We start from the raw sequence: 18,005 nt of genomic DNA on the forward strand, positions 1-18,005 counted from the left end.
TGAATAGCCATCACCGAATGCACCATTGAAGTCTGGCCTAAAATGAAGCCCCAGAGCATCGTACGCATCGGAGATTGCCCGGATGAAGCCCGACCAGTCTGATTGACGCACACGTTTGATTGGCAAGGGGCCGTCCTTGCCGTGAAATTTGCCACCGAAATCCAGGTCGCATTCCAGACGGCGGAAGTAGGGCAGCACGTCTTCCCATGCCCAGCCCGTTGCACCGCTTAAGGCCCACTCATCGTAATCTCCGGGGCCACCGCGGTTGGCGACCTGGGCATTGATGCTGGAGCCGCCGCCCATGACACGAGCCTGTTCGTAATGGACAGGCTTGCGTCCATCTCGCACAGTTCTGGCGTGGAGTGATTGCCAGCGATAATCAGGATTAAGGTAAGCCCGCGTCGGGTCGCCATCCCGGATTTCGTCAGGAATGGCATTCGGCGGCGTGTCCGGGCCGGCTTCAATGAGCAGCACACGTGCGCCATTGGCAGATAGCCTGTTCGCCATCACGCATCCGGAGGAACCGCCACCCACGACAATGTAATCCAAGTTCAATATGGTCCTCCGCTGGCGAGCCGCATGGGGCTCTGTTAAGAAGTGGAGCAAGCATGTAAAATTGGTTTCTGGAGTGCACCCCCGTTCCTCGAACGGTCGGCTTATGCCCGTCCGAGCACCAGAGGAGGTTCGAGCGCATGACGATCACTTCGGTTCATGGTCGAAAGGCCTCCAGTGGTGGCTTCGTCGGTATGCCCATAGAGCACACGTCTGTCTCAGGCTGGCCAAAGATTATGCAGCACTCTTGGAATGGAGGCCTTGGGGTCTTCAACCCCTACTGCCCGCAAACGGTCCGCAAATTGGGCTAGCACCGAGCGGGCAACCTCTTCCGGATCAACCGCCGGGTCCCGGTGGACGCCGTCGTGTACCCTGTCGAGAAATGAATTTCGGTTTTGGGTTATAGCGCGCCGGCCGGGACGCCAGCCCTCGTAGTAGAAGCCGCGCAGCACGGCTGGCAGCTGCGCGCCCATGTAAACGGCCTGGTCGCGATCCAGGCAGTCGCGGAGGGCGTGCAGTGCCGCAATCAGGACTTGGTAGACCTGCTCGCGATCATGCCAGCGAAGTCTCCGCGCCAGATCACCAATCCAATCTTGGGTTGCGTGCAGCGAGTGGTTGAGATCACGGCTCATGCACATAGAATTCTCCTTAGCTTGTCAGAACAGGCGCTGCAGCTTGCTTCAAAAGTACCGGGTGAACCTCATGCGCCATGAACAAGGGAGCACTAATTATCGCTCCGATGCGGAGAGGGTAGCTTTCTGGAAGAGTGCTTCCAGCGCACTACGCCGAAGTGCGCTTCGCCGTTGCCATAGTTTGCTGTGGCTTGAGAGACCGGAGGTTCACTGGAGCTCGCGCGCGCGTCCGGCGCCTTTCCCGGTAACCCAAATTGCCTCCACGTTGCGCAGCATCGTTTCTACAACACTAATGGGGTGCTGCCCTTGCCGCGAACTCAGGCGAGCGTCGATGTCGGGATAGACAAAGAAGGGAAGCGAAATCCGGTCAGTCGGACCATTATGCGCGACCTGATGAGGAGTGCTCTTGAAGCGGTCGTCACTCATAGTCTGAAGCATGTCGCCTAGGTTAACTACCAGACTGTCGGGAAGGCTGGGCACCGGCATCCATCGCTCGCGGAACCATACCTGCAAAGAGCGCGTGGGGAGTTCCTCTTGCAGCAACAGCGTGAAGAAGCCATGATCGGTGTGCTTGGCGCACGTGCCGCCGCGAGCCGGATACCGGATCACGCGTTGGCCGAGCGTTGGCGGGCTGAAATGGCGTTGGAACCAGTCTTGTTCCATATCGATCAAGTCGGCAAGCGCGGTCCCGATCTGCGGGACAACCGCCGTGAGCACGGTAGCCTGCAAAGCGAGCAGGCTTAGCGCGAAACCAGGAGCCAAGGCGTCGTCTGGAAGGCGCGTGCGTCCGGCAAACGGACGCCGGTCGCCTTCGTTCTCGATTCCGAGATCAAACACCTCCTTTGGATCGAAGCCGGCCTCCGGATGTAGCATTTCGCCGTTCAACGGACTGTATCCCCGGGCGGCAGCGGGGTACACGTCTTGAAACGCGTGACCGTAGCGTTCCTTAATCGAATGTGGCAAGCCGAAAAATCGGCGGGAAGCCTCGATGGCTTGTGTGATCTGTTCCTTCGGGATGCCGTGCTCGACAAGGTAGAAGAACCCGTACTCTTCGCAGGCTATGCGTAGGCGTTCGCGCTCGTCGTGCTGCGTTGCATCGGCTGCCAGTTTCGCGAGAGAAATTTGCGGTAGCGTGGTCATTGTTGTACTCCGTTGTGCTTTAGTCCGGTAATTCTTTTCAATTGCTATTGTTAGGGCTATCGAAACCATCATTAGTATTAAACTCTGGTTTTGACGTTCAGCGCCGTGCATCAACCCGGTTTGCACTCAATTGCGCCAATGTTCGGCGACGATTTCGCGTCATCTGCGCTGGGTTGGGGAGGTGAGGGGGCCGCAGGCTTTTCCCGTTCGTCAACAGTCGGCAATGGTTTTATCGACCAACCGATTGAGGCGACGGCACGCTGCAGTATCGCTTCCGTCTGAGCATGGCTGGGTGAAGCGGCGACGACATGTCCGATGCAGTCTCGGTAATCGCCTTTCCTGACGATCGGCGTCTCGGACCCAACGTACAATCTGACCTCGGCGACACCTGCTACAGCGGCAGCCCCGCAGCCCCCATCAATCCAATCGAGGGTGCCATCGCTATCAGCAACAAGAAATCGAACAGCCGCAATCTGCGATTCTCTTTTTCGCAAGTTCGATTCACCGCCGATGACAAGCTTGACGTGCTCGGCAATGAGATCGACAGAGTAAGCCAGCTTAACCAGTTGAGGAGTCGGCGCACCACTAAGACGCGGATTGACTTCAATGATGACTGGGCCACGTTTGGTCCACCGGAGTTCGATGCTTTTTGGCCCCCAGCCAAGGCCCAGAGCTCGCAAACAGCTCAGCGAAACATCGGCAATACGCTCACGCTCCTCATCAGTCAGCAGAGCGGGAAAGGTCCCCCCACGATAGACAAAATGCGGTTGGGGACCGAAGTCAGCGGCGCCAATCCCAACGACCTCATGTCCCATTACTGCAGCGAAGTACATCGGGCCTTGTGCGAATTCTTCGACCAGTACCCTCGGCGGAGATCGCCATATGTGCTTCCCCTCGAACAGATAGGCCGTATGTTGGGCCAATTCATCGAGGCTGCGGCACAATCGGACACCCATGCTGCCACTCCCTACGGCTGGCTTAACAATCACCGGAAGGCCGATTTCCGCGGCCGAGCTTTCTACGTCCGTCGCGCTCGCTGCCAAGCGATAAGCAGGGATTGGAACGCCGGCCTCCGCGAGGAGCTGACGTTGAACGAATTTGTCGCAGCATTGTTCAATCGAGGCTGGGTTGGGTCCGGGTAGATCAAACCACCGGCAGAGTTTACCAACTGTCGCAGAGACCGACTCGTCGTCGCCGGCAAAGCCGGTAATGCCGGCAATGCCAAACGTAGCCTGCAGCCGGGAACATTCTTGGATTAGCGCATCAAGATTGTCTGTATCGACACGGATTGTCTCAAGGTTTTTCGCTGCAAGATATTCGTACTGGGTCGGATCAGCCGACAGTGTAACTGGATGTAGACCAAGACGCTGAGCCGCTTGGACATAGAGCAGACCATTACCCCTATGACCTTCGATCAGGATGAGCGCTTTCCTTGCCATGGCTGTCTCCTACGTTGTGTCCCTGCGATCTACAGAAGCAAAGTCGGCATCAGGGCCGTTCGGCTGTGCCTTACCTCAGAAGTGAGAGTACCATCGCCGGCGATTTCCGGTTGCAAAGATTGTGTATATTTATGCGAAGGATCTGCGACGCTGGGCTAGCGCCCAAGGGGCGTCTGGTGTTGCTGGTCTGGCGGCGGGACTGGATTAGTTCCCGTCCACAAACGTCTCTTTTTGCGAGTATTTGAAAACACTTGTCGATCGTCGGGAGAGGCCGTTGATGGACGAAGGTGGGATGTAGAACGATGGTATCGGTGGAAAGGCGTTGTTGATGCGCTGAAGGGCGCGCCACGAGGCCGGCTTGGCCGGTGCGACGCAGTTGCGATGCCGGGTCGGTGGTATCAGTTTAGGCGCGCCGAAGAGGACGAGGTTGTAGGCCACGACCGAGGACAAGGCGCGCTTGAAGTGCCGGCACGGAAGTTGCGTAGCTTGCGATAGACCCAATTGCTGCGGACCATGTCCTCGATCCTGAGGCCGGCTTTCTTGTGGAATGCCATGTCGCAAACGCCCAAGGCTTCGCTGTGGCCAGATTGCCGCGACTGGCAAAGCCGCCATCGGGCCGCTGCCTGCCGCGAGGACTGGCCGTAGATGGCGATGTGGCGCTCCAGCATCAGCAACCGATGGCTGTCGTGGGTTGCCGCCTCGATCACCAGGTCGAGGATCGTACTGCTCCTGCGGGTGGTCTGATTGAGCTTGTGGCCGTATTCGGCGTCGCGGCTGCCTTTGACGATGATATCGGCATGGGGCTCGAACAGTCTGACCAGTTTCTCGCTGGCCGGCACCGGTTCGCCGGCCAACACTCGCCTTTCGCTCTGTGTGATGATGCGCTCGATCAGCGGCCGATAGTGGCAAATCTGACCTTGCCAAAGTTCGACCAACGGAGTGGTCGCCACCGCCAACCGCGCCGCTGCCTGCTGCAGATAAGCCAGTGTGACGCGGGTGATCCCGATCAGCTCACGGTAGAGTTCGCCGCGGTTGGGTCGACCGCGTGTGAACGGGATCTTCCGGGCACGCTTCTTGGCCGCGCGGCAATGATCTCGCCATGCCAAAACCTGCGCTGCCGATCAAGGTATCAGCTGCTTCAACAGGCGCACCATGACCCGGACAGTGTCCCACAGCAGGCTGCTGTCGCTCGGTTCGTGCATGATTACTGAGGTCACAGTGCTGTCCAGCCGCTGCCAATCTGAGCGGCAGCGAGAAACGCCGATTTCCTGCGCGCGCTCACGACAATTTGCGCAAAAGGCTGACTTTGGACGCTTAAGTTCATGAGCAGGGTGTAGTCTTCGCGGGGTGACGTTGCCTCGGTGGGCACATCCATCGTAATTCAGGCTGGGACCGTCTTTGACAATACCAGTACTGCATTGCTCCAATTGGAAGGTTTGGCGATGAATTTGACCACGCGAATCATTAGGCACGTTCTCGATTGTCGTGTTGAGAAAATACCTAAGGAGGCGATTGAGCGGGCGAAGCTCTCCATACTCGACACGCTTGCGAGCGCGATCGGCGGATCGAATGACCCGATTGCGCACTCGGCTCGCCAACTTGGTGCATTGTCCGGTGGCAAGGCGGATTGCACAGTCTGGGTTTCCGGAGAAAAGCTTCCGGCGTGCTCGGCGGCCCTTATCAATGCCACGACAGCTAGGGCCGTCGACTTTGATGAAACCTACGAGCTTTGTATCAACGGTTGCCACGCAAGCGCATACAACGTGCCGCCGGCGCTCGCCCTTGCCGAACGCGATCCAACTATCACCGGACGCGAATTGCTGGCCGCGCTCGCGACGGCAATGGACTTGCACTTGCGTCTTGCGCGTAGCGTTACCTCTCTCTCTGTAAATACCGGTCGGGACAACATGGTCGCTGTCTGGGGCCCGACTGCGGTTGGTACCAAGTTGCTACGACTCGACGAAGAGAAAACCCGCAATGCGTTCGGCATCGCTTACGCCCACGCCGCCGGCGAAGTGCAGATGTACGAAGAAAGCGCCGACACCGTGTCGCTGCAGCAGGGATTGCGGGCCCGGTCAGGTCTTGAGTCGGCCCTTTCAGCTATGGTGGGCTTCAAGGGCCCGCGGGAGCCGTTCTTCGGGAAGTGTGGCTTCTACAAAGCATTCGAACCTGATCACGACCTTGACTTGCTTAAAGACAAACTCGGCTACGACTACTTGAACGCTTTGATTAGTTTCAAGGCCTGGCCGGCCTGTAGGGCTATGCATCCGGGGATCGACGGACTGCTGCAATTGCGCGAGAAGCACAAATTTGTGGGCGACGATATTGCTTCACTTGAGCTCGGGGTGAATCGTGTCGTTGCTGAAGAAGGTTATGTGGTCCAGCCGCGCGCCCAAAAGTGGAGGCCAAAGGGCCCGGTCGAAGCGCGTTTCAGCTTACCTTACGTCATCTCTGTCGCGGCGCAACACGGCAGAGTAGGAATTAACGATTTTCGTACCGAGGCGCTTCTGGACCCGGCGGTGCAAAGGATTATGGCTGCTACCAAGATCGAGGTTGATCCAGAGATCGACCGCACTCACGGTCAGTATGGGAATTCCCCGACATCCGTCAAAGTCAAGTTAAAAGGTGGGGCAGAACATTTCATTCGTATTTACAAGCCATTCGGACATCCGGAAAACCCGGCATCGCTCGCGGACGGCATGCGGAAGCTCAAGACCTGCGCGCAGACGTCCGTGCTGCCGTTCTCCGATAGACGGCTGGGGCTGATCGGTGAGTTCGTCTACGACCTTGACAGGCGACCCACGCTGACTCCCCTGTTCGAGCTGCTTGTTGGCGGTAAGTAGTCGAGGGCATTGCTGATGGTGAGGATCTCGACCACCGCGATGATTTGAGCAGGGTGAGAGTTAAGATTGGCACATCGGAGCCCGAGCCGATCTGGACTTAGTCCTGCGTTCGCTCCAATGGTCCCCGAGGTTCCATGCCAACTGACTGACCGGGTGTTCCTAGGCCGTGATGGAGAAAAGACCGCCAGGGGCGAGCATTGCGATACGTTGATTGACGATCGACGGTAAGCTCTTGGACAACATCTCGGGCTGACGCTGTCGTGCGGGCGACTTTGCCTCAAACCTGCCGGATGCCGCTTAGCCTGGCAGCTCCGAACGCGACGGCTCCCGTTTCCAGCATGACCCCCGATGCGCTTTGATTTGTCGAGGAAAAAAGCCTTCCGGTTCGTCGCATGTGCCCGGAGTCAGCCAGAATACGCAGATTTCCTGCGTTGATGACTGGACAATTCCTGCACGGCGGCCCGTAGACGTTGGTACGTTAACGGAGCCTAGTAAGTCGGCCAAAGGCTGCATATCCTCGGAGGAACATCCTAATGTCGCAGGAGCTCGACTTTCTCAGCCGCAGCGTCGCAGCGGGCCGGCTGAGCCGACGTGACTTTCTCGGCCGCTCAGCGGCGCTCGGCGTCTCAGCGACATTCGCGAATTCCCTCCTGGCCAGCGCTACGCGAGCCCAGGGACCGGTCCGTGGCGGCATCATCAAGGGCGGCCTCCACGGCGGTGACTCGTCCCAAAGCCTTGATCCAGCAGGAGCCTTCGGAGTATTAACGTCAAAATTCGGTGCTTGCTGGGGCGAGTATCTTGTAGAGCAGGCGCCTGACGGCGGATTGGAGAACCGTATCGCCGAAGAATTCGGCTCCTCCAAGGACGCCAGGATGTGGACCTTCCAGGTGCGCCTGGATGTGGAATTCCACAACGGCAAAACGGTGACGGCGGAAGACGTGGTAGCAACGTTGGATCGCCACTCCAACAAGGAATCACAGTCCGGCGCGGTTGGGTATCTTGAGCAACATCGAGAGCCTCAAGGCCGACGGCCGCGACGTGGTTATCACCCTCAAGAAACCGGACGCCGAGTTTCCCTTCCTGATGACGGATTTTCATCTCATTATCCAGCCCGCCGGCGGCAAGGACAAACCGGCCGCTGGCATCAGTGCAGGGCCCTATAGAGTGACTGTCAATGAGCCCGGCGTCCGCCACGTGGGCGAGCGCTTCGCCAATTTCTGGCAGCCCGACAAGATGGGTTTCGCAGACCAGGTAGAGATCCTCGCAATCAACGATGCCACGGCTCGAATTTCCGCACTACAGGGCGGCCAAGTGCACATGATTAACAAGGTCGAGCCCAAGGTCGTCGATCTCATCAAGCGCGCGTCCAACCTGAAGGTCGAGGTCATGCCAGGCCCGGAGCACTACTGTTTCGTCATGCATTGCGGCACGGCGCCCTTCGACAACAAGGATCTCAGGATTGCGCTCAAGCTCGCGATAGATCGGCAGCAGATGGTCGACAAGATCCTGCGCGGCTACGGCGCGGTCGGCAACGACTTCCCGATCAATGCCTCTTATCCGCTGTTCCCTGAAGACATCGAGCAGCGAACTTTTGATCCTGACAAGGCGGCTTTCCACTACAAGAAATCTGGTCACAGCGGATCCATTCTACTCCGGACCGCCGAGGCCGGTTTTCCAGGTGCCGTCGACGCCGCCCAGCTCTACCAGCAGAGCTGCGCCAAGGCTGGCATCAGCCTCGACGTCAGGCGCGTGCCTGACGACGGCTACTGGTCAGAGGTCTGGAACAAGCAGCCCTTTTGCGCTACCTACTGGTCCGGGCGCGCGACGCAGAACCAGGTGTACTCGACGACCTATCAATCGGCGGCGCCCTGGAATGATACGCACTTCTCAAACGAGAAGTTCGACAGGCTTCTCATCGAGGCGCGCGCTGAACTCGACGAGAGCAAGCGCAAGAACCTCTATCGCGAGATGGCCATCATCGTTCGGGATGAGGGCGGGGCAATCGTTCCAATGTTCACCCAGTTCATCAATGCCATCTCCGACAAGGTCGGTGGCTATGTCGGTTACCGCGACCTGATGGGCGATCGCGCATTCGCCAAATGCTGGTTGACGGCGTGATTCGGTGCCGCCTGATGTAAACCTACCAAACGGACTTAATACAAAAAATTGTCAATGCAATTTGGTGAATCGGACTGCGGGTAACGGGCCTTCCTACCTAGGGACTGACGTTCCAAGACGCGCCTAACGGCGGGTTGGATCGACTTTTGGACGCAACTGCCTGTCGCAGGAATGCTTGGCGTAGGGATGATGTATGAAAAGTAAGCAAGATTTATTGAAGAAGGATGTAGCCACGACCCCCACTCCTGACCTTTCAGAATTGGGAGAGGCGCAATCCACGCCCGTCGCTGCAACTGCCGACAAATCACCGCAGTCCGATCCCGAGTCGTGGCAGATCGATCCGACGCTGGGCGCGCCCATGATCCCGGCGGATGAGTGGTCCTTTTGGCCTTACAGCAGGTGGACGTTTTCGCACGTAAGCGAATCTACGCGAACCGCCCGGGTTTGGCGGGGACCAGGGCCGGTCCTGCCGCTTCCACAGCGGCTAAGGGATATTGGTGACATCGAGGTTGCCTCCAGAGACGGCCGGCGCGCAACAATCCGTGAATATCTCGAGAAGGACTATACTGCCGGATTTCTGGTTCTGCATCGCGGCGAGATCGTGTTCGAGACATATATGAATGGCATGGAACCTCATTTTCAGCACATTGGAAGATCGTGTTCGAAATCCATTACGGGGACGGTGTTCGGGATACTCGTCCATGGGGGACTTATCGATCCCGAGAGTCTGGTAACGCGGTATTTGCCCGAACTTAAGGCCACCTCCTATCAGGGCGCCACCGTGCAGCACCTGCTGGATATGACTGCTTGCGCGACACTCGACGGGTTATGGTACGTGCCGCATTCCGATAACTTCAATTACGGCGTAGCTTCAGGATATTTCGGCCCGCCGGAGGGACATCCAGACGCTCCAGCTAACATATGGCAGGGCATTCTGCGGATAACGGAGCTGGAGGCGCCCCACGGTGCACGTTTCAAGTACTTTGACGCTGACATTGACGTGCTTGGGCTCATTATGCAACGCGTATCCGGCAAATTTCTTCCGGAACTGTACAGCAGCGAATTATGGGGGCCGATGGGGGCGGAAGAGGATGCCTTCCAAATCATAGACAAATCGCGTTTCTCCCTGGCGTCTGGCGGATTCCAAGCCACGCTCCGTGATTTTGCGCGCTTCGCACTGCTCCATCTGCGCGGCGGCAGACTGAATGGGAGGCAGATCGTTCCATCTGAATGGATCGAAGCTATACGAAGTCCTAAGCCTTTTTTGTTCAAGTTATTCGGAGATGCGAGCCCAGAGTTGCCAAACGGTGCTTATCACAATACTTTCTGGATCGAGGACCAGAAGAGAGGAGCCTATATCGCGTGGGGACATGCTGGCCAACTGATCTATATTGATCCCGAGGCGGATTTCGCGGTGGTGAAACTCTCCCACCGGCCTGAGCAAACACCTCTGAAACGCGCACAGTGGCCTGACCAAGTATGTGAGCCCGCTAGACCCCTTCCCTTTAATTCATTCGCGGCATTCCGCGCTATCCGAGATGAATTGGAAAGCTAAAAGTTGTGACGAACATGCGCTACTGTCCGAGGCAACGGGTAGGTCGACCGCCTAAGCCGGTACAATCCTGTCGCATCCACCGTACCTCCCAGTCGCGATTGGGGACTCGTCAACGCGGCGCTGGAGCGAGCCGGCATACGCACTGTCGGCCAGCTTCAGAAGATGGAGTCGCACTTCAGTTCCATTCCTATTTGCGCCCATGGTATGGCTCTGAAGCACTCCATCATTTTGGCTCCTCGCAATACACAATAGTCACTGGCATTTCATGGCGGCGGATAGTGTCGGGGACGAAGTCAAGTCTCCATCGGATGTTGGCCCGATCGGGCACGAGCATGGGCCTGGGCGTGGCCCCGTGCCCGCTTGCGGTCGCACGCCTGCGCACCTGCAGCTTCTCCTTCCGGTAGAGGCGCCATCAGCTTCTTCTGGTTCATTACGATGCCCTGCCGGTCCAGCATGACGTGGATCCTGCGATAGAGGCTTTCACGATCCTGGTTGATCGCCATGTAGCAAGATAACTTTTCAACAGCAGTCATCGAGTTTGCGCGTTCGAGTCGAGAAAACGCAGCTTTCCGCGTTCCTGGTGATCAATTCGCGCAAGGCGACCGATCTGCTGATTTAGCCGTGTTTCTGGAGTGCGCCCCTGAGGGGTGACAGATATCAGGCTGCTGATTTGCCAGTCTGCCGGATGTGTTGATCCTCGCGGGCTCAGATATCCGAGCGCCGAATGGAGCCTGCGTTTGTTATAGACCTCCTCGATGAAGCGGGGAAGGTGATCAATGACGTCGTCGAAGGTTTCGAAGGCCATCGGGTAGGCCGCCTCGACCTTCAGGGTCTTCATGAAGCTCTCCGCCTTGGCGTTGGATAAAGCCGTCAACTGCAGCCCATGTGGGGACGACCGGCCTCACGGTCCGCATTAGTCACCCATTCCACCCGCTTAAAGGCCAGACCTCGACATGATCAGCCGCAGCCCCGGGGCGACGACCGGGTGATCTACCGAGCGGCGGACGGGACCTTGCCCACGATTGCCGCCGCAATGTCGGACATGGAGCAGCCTGACGCATTCCGGCCCGTCGCGGCCGGGCGCGCGGCGATCTGGACGGTCGACCTATTGTATTTGCTCACGCTGCTGAATCGGATCGCTGCGCCGGTGGAGGCGGAGGATGAGTAAGGTAAAATACGCCGCTGGTGTTAGGCAAATTACGCCGCAGTGCCTGCTCGGATACCAGAGATACGCCCAGTATTGCGGGAATTTCCCTGAGCGTCGTGGAGTTGTCTTCTTTGACGTCTCATCGTATAAGGCGTATTTATATTACGAATCAGCTTGGATGATGGTCGGCGAAGCCAAAGCCAAGACGACGAGACCCAAGGGCCGAGGCCTTGGCCCGCGACGGCGCGCTCAACCCCCACCCCGAAGCCGTGCGCGACACGCTGTTGCCGCCAATCTCTTCTTCGATGCTAGGGACCTTGTGCAGGTCCGCTACGAGATGGTGCGCCGCCATCAGGCCGATCGCGTGCCGATCAGCGACGTCGCCAGCGCCTTCGGGGTCTCGCGGCCGACCTTCACAAAGCTCAGAGCGCCTTGGCCGACCAGGGCCTCGACGGGCTGGTGCCCCGGCAGTGGGGTCCAAACGGCGGACACAAGATCTCTGCCGCGGTCCTCGCTTACATCGACCAAATCAGGACGACGCGGCCCGACCTCACGGTGCCGCAATGTGTAGACGCTATCGCCAGACGCTTTGGCGTCAGGGTGCACCGGCGAAGTCTGGAGCGGGCCATGGCGCCCAAGAAAACGACTCGATCAGCCTTAACCGTCCGCGCGACCAGCCTCGTCGGCACATACGAACAACTGCGCGCCGCGGTGCTCAGCGCCCGGCTGATCACCGGATAGGACTCCTAACCCTGCACCGTCAGGGCATGGTCGCCTGGATCAAGGCCGCAACGACAACACCCAACTTTACGCCGTTCTCGGCGACCTGTCGAAGCGTCGACTGACGGATGTAGAGGTAGGCGTCGCGCCGCAGCTGATCGGCGGTGACTTTGAGGTCAGGCAATGTGCTTGCTCCGCGGTTAGCGTGACGGCTGGCAAGGATGAGGTGAGCTCGCTGGGGCGATCGCGCCTGCCGACGGGGGCGATGTACCGGGCAAGGCGGCGGAGAGCAAGCAGCGACAATATGGGCTAAGTGATCGATGACGGGCTCGATGGGCCGCAGAGGCAATCCTTACGAGGCGAAGGTATATCACCCACGTCGATGACGAGTTCGTCTTTCGGGCATCGGATCATTCGCAAGCGAGGGTCGAACGGGCACATGTCCGTCGTCACGATGATACGCAAGGAAAAGGCCAAGGCGTTTGTTCGCAAACTGACCGATACCCTTTCCGGCAATCATGAGCGTTGAAGAGGAAGTCGGGCAGCGCTTCGTGACCGCCGTACCCGGCGAACCGCGGACGCGATGTCGGCCTGCGCCCCCGCATGAGCCACCGATCATGCACTCGGCTACGTCGATATTACCGCCGGGAGGCCGTCATGGCTGGCACCTGCCCTCTCATCGAGGACGGTAGGCAGGAAACATGCCGGACGTGGTGCGCCTCAGCTGGCCATATCACAACTTGAACTTATTCATTTTCAACGAACCAAGTTTATGACGGAAACCAGTGCAAGCGCCGAAAACGGCGAATTTCTGCAAATGTATTGCGATTCTCGCATAAAGCGCCCGTGCTGCGCTGCTACGCTCATGAAGCTGCACAAGCGGCTGGGAGCAGCAAAGGATGGGCTGCTTGGCTGGATGAAGCGTACCCAGGATACTGACGAGGGGGCTCTGCAACCTACATAATGATGGGAACCGCCGGACTAAAAGCTCAGAAAATAATGCAATGCTTTTCCCGAGGCATATCGGGAGACAATCGGCGAAGCGAAAACGGAGACTAACCAATGGTCAAGTTGAAACATGAAGAACACAGCTTTAAAACTGCAATCTTGAAGGGGATTGCCGCGCTCGGCCTGGCGGCGATGACAATCTCGTCCTTTGTCGGTTCGGCCTCGGCGGGGTCGCTCCTCGAGAGGATCAAGAATGGAGAAACAATCCGTCTTGGCTTCACCAATGACCCTGGACGTCTTAAAAAAGATGGGGACGGCCAAGATCGAGCCGGTCGTCACTGATTGGGGCTCCCTTGTCCCGCGCATCCAGGCTGGGCGCTTTGACATCATCACGGGCGGCAAGTGGATTAAACCAGAGCGTTGCCGCAATGTGCTGTTCAGTGAGCCGATCGCCACGAGCAATGACCGGCTCGTAGTGCCGAAGGGCAATCCAGAAGCACCGCATTCTTTTCAGGATCTGCTTGACAAGGGACTTACTCTCGCCCTCATGACAGGCTCCACCGGAGTCGAGTATGCGAAGAAGTTAGGCTTCGCCGCCGACAAGGTCATGCAGGTAGCAAGACCGCCGGAGGTCGTACAGGCTGTAAAGGCCGGCCGCCGCCGCCGGCGACCTCTATAGTCTGAGCGCGACTACTCTTTCCGAGAACGATCCCAGTATTGAGGTGGCCCTCCCATTCACCCCGCCGGCGCCCAACGAACATCCTGGCATCGCCTTCTCTCTAAGCGAACAGGCTGCGGTAGACGCGTTCAACGCTGTGCTGAAAGACTACATTGGCTCTGACGAAATGATGGCCTCGGCCGGCAAATATGGTTACACCAAACGCGATCTCCCGGATGGCAGCAAGACCGCTGATCTTTGCAAGGGCTGAAGCTATGCGTCTGACCGCTCCCCGGCCCTGGCGTCAGTGGGGAGGGCATATGAGTAAAAGCTTGAACGTTCGGGCTGTGTGGCCCAAGCCTTGCAGATGAACTCATAGGGGGGAGGCCTTTGAGAGTCTTGAGCCTGCGTCCGAAGTTGTAGGCCGAGACGAAGTCGGAAAGGTGCTGGCGGAGTTGGTCGTGGCTCTCATAGTAGAAGCGCCTGACGGTCGCATCCTTGATGGTCCGGTTCATCCTCTCGACCTGGCCGTTAGTCCACGGATGCCTTGGCTTGGTCGTCCGGTGCTCGATGTCGTTCCTAGCGCAGGCGTATTCGAAGGCATGGGCGCGGAAGAGTTCGCCGTTTGCTATGGCCTCCTTGATCAGTGGCACGGCCGAGCCGCCGGCACCAGGGGTGGTAAACTGGATGCCATTGTCGGTGAGCACGGTGTGGATCTTGTAGGGAACAGCCGCGATCAGGCGCAGCAGGAAGTCTCTCGAGACAGCGGTGGTGGCTTTCTCATGCAGCGACAAAGGCAAACTTCGAGGTTCGGTCGATGGCGACGAACATATGCACCTGCCCTGTTTGGTGCGCACCTCAGCAACGTCGATGTGGAAGTAGCCGATCGGATAGCTCTTGAATTTCTTCTTCGCTGGCTTGTCGTCCTCTACGTCCGGCAAGCGACCGATGCCGTGACGCTGCAGACAACGATGCAATGACGAACGCGTCAGGTGCGACGATCCCAAAACCTAAATGACCGACGTCGGGATCGTGGGTTGTAAGGCGTAGAGGCAGTCATCGAGTGGCAACAGAGTGTAGCGTCGGAAGGCGACGATGACGGCCTCCTCCTCAAGCGAGAGCACTGTCGATCTCGGCTCCGGACCGGTCGGCAGATCGGCCACCGAGGTCCGCTCCCGCCATTTGGCGACGGTCTTCTGGTTGATCCCGTAGCGTTTGGCCAGCGCCCTCAGGCTCTCTTGACTATGCTGTATCGCTCTACGGATCGCCTCTGTCGTCGTGGCGCTCCCATGAAGAACCTGGCCCATAGCGCATCCCTTGATTCGGAGGATAAGGATGCCCATCAAAGCCCGGGATCAAACAGCCCCGCCAACCGATATTCCCGCTTTGGAGGTTGAGGTCGGCGCTTTTGCATCACGCGACTGAGATCCGCAAATCCCGATATCGCGGCAGTTTTATTCGAGTGCGCAGGCTTTCCGACGGTCGCTCCCGCTATCCGCCGGCTCACTAAGCTGCCGGTCTACCACATCACCGTGCTGTGCCGCATGATGATGTCGTCGATTGCGTGAGCAACGACGTTCGGAGTCTTTGAAGGCTTCGAGACGCCGACGCGTCGAGCGGGCATCCGATCAGCAACTCCACAAGGTACCGTCAGCCAGAACGATCATGCGGTTGATGACCACAGCCCGCGATCATTTAGGCAAAACCGACACGGTCATGATCGCCGCCATCGAGGTGGCGTACCCATGCTCGTGGCAGTCTGATCGACCGGTTCCATTCCATGATCCGTAAGAAAGGTGCCGATGATCTCGCACTGTGGATCGCCGCCGCCAGCAGAAGTCTCGTCGCCTCCTTCGCTGACGGCAACGTTCGTGATCATGCGGCCGTCCGTGCCGCGATGACCAAGCCATGGTCGAATGGCCGTACGGATGGCCAGATAACCAAGCTCAAGCTTGTAAAACGGCACATGTATGGGCGCGGAAAGATCGACCTCCTGCAAGCCGGATTGATCGGCGTGGCATGACCCAAACTTCATCGAGAGTGCGTCAGACCCGAATGAGAACCCTGTTTGAGGGGTGATTTTCGCACAAACGGATTCCACGATCATTGACAGCCGGCGCACTGTCTTCGGTCGCTCCCCCAAGGCGGCCATCTGAAAACGCGATGGCACCGCCCGGGACATTATATTGGCGAATTGAAGGCAGCTCGACGCATACTTGCAGCGCGCAAACTCACCCGGCGCCAAGTTGCCGGAATACTGACAGTAGGCTGAAAATGAACGAAGTACCATATCTTACGTTTGATCTCGACACGCCCGGCGTCAGCAAAGGGCATCTTATTGTTCCAAAAGGCGCCGATTGCCAAGCTCTTTCGCTCTCGGTCATCAGTCTCAACAAAGGCGATGGTCCACGGCTCCTTATAACTGGCGGATGTCATGGCGATGAATTGGAAGGGCCTCTTGTTGCGCGACGGCTTGTCGAGTGGCTGCCCGAAGCGCAAACCTGTGGACGGGTCATCATCGTCCCCGTGCTCAATCCACCGGCCGTGCAGGCATTCAGGCGCAATACGCCGATCGACGGATTGAACCTTAACCGAGTGTTTCCGGGCCGTGCCAACGGTTCCGTAACCGAACGAATCGCGGATGCCGTTTCGCGGCTGTTGTTGCCGACGGCCGACACTGTGTTTGATCTGCACAGTTTCGGACCAACGTGGGATTTTCCACCATCGACCACGACACATCCCATTGCTGATCCCGATCTCATGGCCAAGACGATCAGAATGGCTGAGGCGTTCAAATTACCAATGACGTTGGTGTGGGATCATCCAGATACGCCTGGAATGTTCGACATTTCGGCCCATAACCAGGGCAAGGTATTCGTTTGTGCTGAACTCGGCGGGGGCACCATTGGTGCCGAAGCTCTCGCGATCTACGAGGCTGGAATTCGCAACGCACTCATTTCGCTCGGACTCGTCGAGGGAAAAGCCGAGTATCCGATGTACCGTCAACGGAAGTCCAGCCAGACATTGCACACCCAGCGTCCGGCCGATGAACTGAAATCGCCGGGGCGGGGTATCTTCGAACCTCGGTGCTCGATGTTCCATGAAGTGAAGCAGGGAGATCTCATCGGCATTCTGCATCCGATGGATTCTTCCTCGGCCAATTCCGCTGATATCCGCTCGCCTGCACCTTCCATCATCTGCGGCATTCGGTCCGGAGGCTATGTCCAGGTCGACGAGTGGTTAGCGCTCCTTGCGCGTCCCGTGTATGGTTGAAAGCGACCCCCGATTAGATAGCCAAAGAAAATGTACAGCGTCTAAGTATCCGCTAGGAAATGGTCCGGTTAAAAGTCTATACTCTGATTTCGGCTATTTATTGAGGTTACTGGCCCGCCAACCGTGCTCGTTCTGGCCGCTGTTCTGCCTGGTGTAACTTATAAGGACTGACATCCATGGTATTGCGAGCCCAAGCATCTCTCGGGATACTAACTTCCGACCAAGGGCAGTTGCCCAACTCTGAGAGGGGTACCGAACCGGGCGCGATCGAAAATCCAGCGACCCTTGGTTTTCCTGTCATCACGGAAATCGCAGAGGGAACACTGGGTAGAAGAACGCCGCCCGGCGATCCAATTCTCGAGCGCAGCTATGTTGCAGCGGCGCAGCGATTGGTCAAACGAGGAGCTGTCGTGATCAGTTCAAACTGCGGCTTCTTGATCCGATACCAGGCGGTTGTAGCAGCTTCTGTAGAAGTACCAGTGGCAATGTCGAGCATGCTGCTTTTGCCGACGCTCATCCGTCAATTGCCGCTATCGGCCAAGATCGCCGTTCTGACTTATGACTCTAACGCCTTCGGCGAAGATATGCTCGAACTTAGCGATCCGACCGAGCGGTCGAGAATTGTGGTAGCGGAGTTGAAGGCAGTAAGTACTGGCATGATGAGTTGAAAATTCCTGCGCCGCCGCCCGACGTCGCCGCGATGGAAGCGGATGTCGGCGTTTGCATCACCAGGCTGAGAGCTGCGCATCCGGAGATTGCAGCCATCCTTTTCGAGTGTGCGGGATTCCCGGTGGTCGCGCCGGCAATCCGTCGGCTCACCAACCTGCCAGTCTACGATATCACAAGTCTGTGCCGGATGATGATCGCGTCGATCACATAGGAATTTTTTACTGGCAGAGCGTGATCCCATCGATAGGCAGAAAGGGCGGCCGAAAGGTTATGTCCATATCCGCTCGCGACAGGCGAGAGCATCGGAGCCA

The 18,005-nt window shown here is 57.9% G+C and carries 15 protein-coding genes and 5 pseudogenes; 10 read left to right on the plus strand and 10 right to left on the minus strand.

The window, feature by feature from the left end:
• The 5 genes and pseudogenes from AC0L2A_RS28580 to AC0L2A_RS28600 form a co-directional block, all read right to left on the minus strand.
• Nucleotides 1–555: GMC family oxidoreductase N-terminal domain-containing protein (locus AC0L2A_RS28580; protein WP_473611637.1), on the minus strand; the 555-nt coding region annotated here is incomplete at its 3' end.
• A 215-nt stretch (nt 556–770) separates the two neighbouring features.
• A complete protein-coding gene (locus AC0L2A_RS28585; RefSeq protein ID WP_473611639.1) occupies nt 771–1,184 on the minus strand; it encodes a DUF2267 domain-containing protein in 414 nt (137 codons plus the stop codon).
• A 207-nt stretch (nt 1,185–1,391) separates the two neighbouring features.
• Nucleotides 1,392–2,324 (minus strand): 2-oxoglutarate and iron-dependent oxygenase domain-containing protein, encoded by a 933-nt coding sequence (locus AC0L2A_RS28590; RefSeq protein WP_473611640.1) that lies wholly within the window; start codon nt 2,322–2,324, stop codon nt 1,392–1,394.
• A 110-nt stretch (nt 2,325–2,434) separates the two neighbouring features.
• The gene (locus AC0L2A_RS28595) at nt 2,435–3,763 is read right to left on the minus strand and encodes an ATP-grasp domain-containing protein (protein ID WP_473611641.1); all 1,329 of its coding nucleotides are present in this window, start codon (nt 3,761–3,763) and stop codon (nt 2,435–2,437) included.
• 464 nt (nt 3,764–4,227) lie between these two features.
• A pseudogene (locus AC0L2A_RS28600) lies at nt 4,228–4,995 on the minus strand (ISNCY family transposase); the annotation flags it as partial.
• Nucleotides 4,996–5,205: 210 nt separating this feature from the next.
• Here AC0L2A_RS28600 and AC0L2A_RS28605 point away from each other — a divergent pair.
• The 3 genes and pseudogenes from AC0L2A_RS28605 (at nt 5,206) to AC0L2A_RS28615 (ending at nt 10,279) form a co-directional block, all read left to right on the plus strand.
• The gene (locus tag AC0L2A_RS28605; protein ID WP_473611643.1) at nt 5,206–6,606 is read left to right on the plus strand and encodes an MmgE/PrpD family protein; all 1,401 of its coding nucleotides are present in this window, start codon (nt 5,206–5,208) and stop codon (nt 6,604–6,606) included.
• Between the two features lie 533 nt (nt 6,607–7,139).
• Nucleotides 7,140–8,724 (plus strand): annotated as a pseudogene (locus AC0L2A_RS28610) (ABC transporter substrate-binding protein).
• A gap of 193 nt (nt 8,725–8,917) precedes the next feature.
• Nucleotides 8,918–10,279: a serine hydrolase domain-containing protein gene (locus tag AC0L2A_RS28615; protein ID WP_473611644.1), complete on the plus strand. Its 1,362-nt coding sequence runs from the start codon at nt 8,918–8,920 to the stop codon at nt 10,277–10,279.
• Between the two features lie 293 nt (nt 10,280–10,572).
• On the opposite strand, the gene AC0L2A_RS28620 is transcribed toward AC0L2A_RS28615, so the two are convergent.
• Both AC0L2A_RS28620 and AC0L2A_RS28625 read right to left on the minus strand, forming a co-directional pair.
• The gene (locus AC0L2A_RS28620) at nt 10,573–10,812 is read right to left on the minus strand and encodes a hypothetical protein (RefSeq protein ID WP_473611645.1); all 240 of its coding nucleotides are present in this window, start codon (nt 10,810–10,812) and stop codon (nt 10,573–10,575) included.
• Nucleotides 10,813–10,979: 167 nt separating this feature from the next.
• Nucleotides 10,980–11,138, minus strand: a pseudogene (locus AC0L2A_RS28625) (integrase core domain-containing protein); the annotation flags it as partial.
• Between the two features lie 24 nt (nt 11,139–11,162).
• Between AC0L2A_RS28625 and AC0L2A_RS28630 the strand changes: the two are divergent.
• Nucleotides 11,163–11,447: a DUF5372 family protein gene (locus AC0L2A_RS28630; RefSeq protein ID WP_473611647.1), complete on the plus strand. Its 285-nt coding sequence runs from the start codon at nt 11,163–11,165 to the stop codon at nt 11,445–11,447.
• A 330-nt stretch (nt 11,448–11,777) separates the two neighbouring features.
• Here the strand turns inward: AC0L2A_RS28630 and AC0L2A_RS28635 are convergent, their stop codons facing one another.
• Together AC0L2A_RS28635 and AC0L2A_RS28640 are read right to left on the minus strand one after the other, a co-directional pair.
• Complete coding sequence (locus tag AC0L2A_RS28635) at nt 11,778–11,918, minus strand: hypothetical protein (RefSeq protein WP_473611648.1); 141 nt, start codon at nt 11,916–11,918, stop codon at nt 11,778–11,780.
• A gap of 268 nt (nt 11,919–12,186) precedes the next feature.
• Nucleotides 12,187–12,330 (minus strand): hypothetical protein, encoded by a 144-nt coding sequence (locus AC0L2A_RS28640; protein WP_473611649.1) that lies wholly within the window; start codon nt 12,328–12,330, stop codon nt 12,187–12,189.
• Between the two features lie 878 nt (nt 12,331–13,208).
• Here AC0L2A_RS28640 and AC0L2A_RS28645 point away from each other — a divergent pair.
• Nucleotides 13,209–13,436: a hypothetical protein gene (locus tag AC0L2A_RS28645; protein WP_473611651.1), complete on the plus strand. Its 228-nt coding sequence runs from the start codon at nt 13,209–13,211 to the stop codon at nt 13,434–13,436.
• Nucleotides 13,378–13,773, plus strand: a complete 396-nt coding sequence (locus AC0L2A_RS28650) for a transporter substrate-binding domain-containing protein (RefSeq protein ID WP_473611652.1) — start codon at nt 13,378–13,380, stop codon at nt 13,771–13,773. Before AC0L2A_RS28645 ends, AC0L2A_RS28650 begins: the two co-directional genes overlap by 59 nt.
• Before the next feature lie 252 nt (nt 13,774–14,025).
• Here the strand turns inward: AC0L2A_RS28650 and AC0L2A_RS28655 are convergent.
• Nucleotides 14,026–15,059, minus strand: a pseudogene (locus tag AC0L2A_RS28655) (IS481 family transposase).
• A gap of 521 nt (nt 15,060–15,580) precedes the next feature.
• Between AC0L2A_RS28655 and AC0L2A_RS28660 the strand changes: the two are divergent.
• The 4 genes and pseudogenes from AC0L2A_RS28660 to AC0L2A_RS28675 all read left to right on the plus strand — a co-directional run.
• A pseudogene (locus AC0L2A_RS28660) lies at nt 15,581–15,775 on the plus strand (ISL3 family transposase); the annotation flags it as partial.
• A 251-nt stretch (nt 15,776–16,026) separates the two neighbouring features.
• Nucleotides 16,027–17,025 (plus strand): succinylglutamate desuccinylase/aspartoacylase family protein, encoded by a 999-nt coding sequence (locus tag AC0L2A_RS28665; RefSeq protein WP_473611653.1) that lies wholly within the window; start codon nt 16,027–16,029, stop codon nt 17,023–17,025.
• A gap of 176 nt (nt 17,026–17,201) precedes the next feature.
• The gene (locus AC0L2A_RS28670; RefSeq protein ID WP_473611654.1) at nt 17,202–17,693 is read left to right on the plus strand and encodes an aspartate/glutamate racemase family protein; all 492 of its coding nucleotides are present in this window, start codon (nt 17,202–17,204) and stop codon (nt 17,691–17,693) included.
• Nucleotides 17,690–17,905, plus strand: coding sequence for a hypothetical protein (locus AC0L2A_RS28675; RefSeq protein WP_473611656.1), 216 nt, complete (start codon nt 17,690–17,692; stop codon nt 17,903–17,905). The genes AC0L2A_RS28670 and AC0L2A_RS28675 overlap by 4 nt, the downstream gene beginning before the upstream one ends.
• The last annotated feature ends 100 nt before the right edge of the window (nt 17,906–18,005 follow it).

The organism is Mesorhizobium sp. WSM4844, assembly GCF_055811775.1.

Coding starts and splice junctions, on each gene's coding strand:
- AC0L2A_RS28585 (WP_473611639.1), bottom strand. CDS start 1,184: ATGAGCCGTGATCTCAACCACTCGCTGCACGCAACCCAAGATTGGATT.
- AC0L2A_RS28590 (WP_473611640.1), bottom strand. CDS start 2,324: ATGACCACGCTACCGCAAATTTCTCTCGCGAAACTGGCAGCCGATGCA.
- AC0L2A_RS28595 (WP_473611641.1), bottom strand. CDS start 3,763: ATGGCAAGGAAAGCGCTCATCCTGATCGAAGGTCATAGGGGTAATGGT.
- AC0L2A_RS28605 (WP_473611643.1), top strand. CDS start 5,206: ATGAATTTGACCACGCGAATCATTAGGCACGTTCTCGATTGTCGTGTT.
- AC0L2A_RS28615 (WP_473611644.1), top strand. CDS start 8,918: ATGAAAAGTAAGCAAGATTTATTGAAGAAGGATGTAGCCACGACCCCC.
- AC0L2A_RS28620 (WP_473611645.1), bottom strand. CDS start 10,812: ATGACTGCTGTTGAAAAGTTATCTTGCTACATGGCGATCAACCAGGAT.
- AC0L2A_RS28630 (WP_473611647.1), top strand. CDS start 11,163: ATGTGGGGACGACCGGCCTCACGGTCCGCATTAGTCACCCATTCCACC.
- AC0L2A_RS28645 (WP_473611651.1), top strand. CDS start 13,209: ATGGTCAAGTTGAAACATGAAGAACACAGCTTTAAAACTGCAATCTTG.
- AC0L2A_RS28650 (WP_473611652.1), top strand. CDS start 13,378: ATGACCCTGGACGTCTTAAAAAAGATGGGGACGGCCAAGATCGAGCCG.
- AC0L2A_RS28665 (WP_473611653.1), top strand. CDS start 16,027: ATGAACGAAGTACCATATCTTACGTTTGATCTCGACACGCCCGGCGTC.
- AC0L2A_RS28670 (WP_473611654.1), top strand. CDS start 17,202: ATGGTATTGCGAGCCCAAGCATCTCTCGGGATACTAACTTCCGACCAA.